1 protein-coding gene is annotated in these 1,730 nt (G+C 68.9%); it reads right to left on the bottom strand.

All coding sequences use genetic code 11. The annotated features are described in order from the left end of the window. Nucleotides 1-31: 31 nt before the first annotated feature. On the bottom strand, nt 32-1,648 hold the full coding sequence (locus ETD85_RS66585) for an IS1634 family transposase (protein WP_240780191.1): 1,617 nt from the start codon (nt 1,646-1,648) through the stop codon (nt 32-34). Nucleotides 1,649-1,730: the final 82 nt, after the last annotated feature.

A 1,730-nucleotide genomic window follows, 5' to 3' on the forward strand; every position in this document is an offset into this window, starting at 1 on the left:
GCTAGCCCCGTTTTCCGCACGTGAGTGATCTTCAGCGGAGGTCTCGTGGATCGATGTTGAGCAGGTCCAGGAGGTGGAGTTGGAGGTCGGTGGGTTGCGGGATGGTCGGGGGTGACTGGCCGGTGCCCGGGATAAGCCGGATGCCGGCCAGTGCGTCCAGGATGAGCTTGCCGGTGGGGACGGCGGGCCGTCCGGCGTACAGGCCGTTGACCTTGGTCTTGTCCTGGGCGGTCAGGGCGTGGCGGACCTGGCGTTCGATCAGGCAGAAGATGAGCAGGGCCAGGCAGATCACGGTGATCAGCGCGTTGATGCGGCGGTTGTTCTTCAGATACAGGTGGGTGACCGCCAGCGGGCCTTTGAATGCCTGGTGGCGGCGTTCGACGGCTTCTTGTCCTTTGTAGTGGCGTAGGAGGTGTCCGGCGTCGGCGGTGTCGGGGGCGAGGTTGGTGAGCAGGGCGTACCAGCCGTCGGTGGCGGCCTCGGCGTCGATCGCGTTCTGGTCGAAGTTCCAGGTCAGGGTGGGCTTGCCGGTGGCCGGGTCGGTGCCGGTGACCGCGGTCAGGCAGGTGCTCACCCGGCGGGCGCGGCCGATCGCGGTGACGCGGTCGGCGACGGCTTGCTCACTGGGGTAGTGGCGGCCGCCCAGGCCGCGTTCCAGCCGGGCCAGATCGTCACGGGCCCGCTGGAGTTTCTTGGCCCGGGCGGTGGCCGCGGCCTGGGCGCGGGCCGAGGAGTGCACGAAAATCCGGCGCAGGGTCAGGATCGGGTCCTTCGTGCGCGGCCCGGCCAGCGTCATGGTGTCCTCGGCCACGTGCCAGGTGCCGCGCCGGTCGGCGTCCTTGCCGGCGTCGCGGGCGGCGACGTAGTCCACCGCCTGGGCCTGGTCGAGCCGCTGTCGGGCCAATACCTCGGCCTTGACGTAGGTCTTGGAGGCCGGCGCGATGAAGGTCACACCATCGGTGGTCATCGCGGCCAGGTTCGCATACGAGATCAGCTTCGAATCGCCGATCATCAGCATCGGTTGCGGGCCGGCCAGCCGCTGCAGCGCCTGCATCGCGCCGATGACCTGGCTGACCTCGCCGGCGCCGCCGTCATAGGCGCGGTGAAAAACCGGGACCGCTCCGTCGGAGCTGACCGCGAGCCCGGCCTGGATCTGCTTCAGATCCGGCCGGCGATCTTTGGGATGGCCGAACTTCGGTGTGGCGAAGCCGGGCTCGGCCTGCTCGTAGTCGCCCTGCAACGAGATCGAGGTGAGATCCCAGTGCAGGCGCCCCACATCGATGCCGAACGCCTCGATCGCGGCCAGCCCGACCGACCCGGCCAGGTGATCGAGGTGCGGGGCGATGGCGTCCAGCGCACGGCCGATCCGGTCATCGTTGAGCGATTCCGGATCCACTCCGAACGCCTCGCCCACCGCCCAGGTGCGCGCCCACTCTTGCACGTGCACCAGCGGAGCCGGCGAGGTCAGCCGGTTGGCCACGAGCACCTCGATCACCTGCCCGTGCGTCAATCCGGCGACGTCCCGCACCGGGCAGGCCGCATCCACCAGCTCCCGGATCCGTAACCGCGAGCAGAACGCGGCCACCACCGGTAATGCCCCGAGCATCTTCTCGACACTGGCCTGACCCCACTGCGCGCGCTGTCTCACCAGCCACGTCATACCGCGCGACGATCACTGCGGCAAACTCGGCGATCTTCACTCACCTCGACGTGCGGAAAACGGGGCTAGC

It is taken from the genome of Nonomuraea zeae (assembly GCF_005889725.1).
GTDB classification, from domain to species: domain Bacteria; phylum Actinomycetota; class Actinomycetes; order Streptosporangiales; family Streptosporangiaceae; genus Nonomuraea; species Nonomuraea zeae.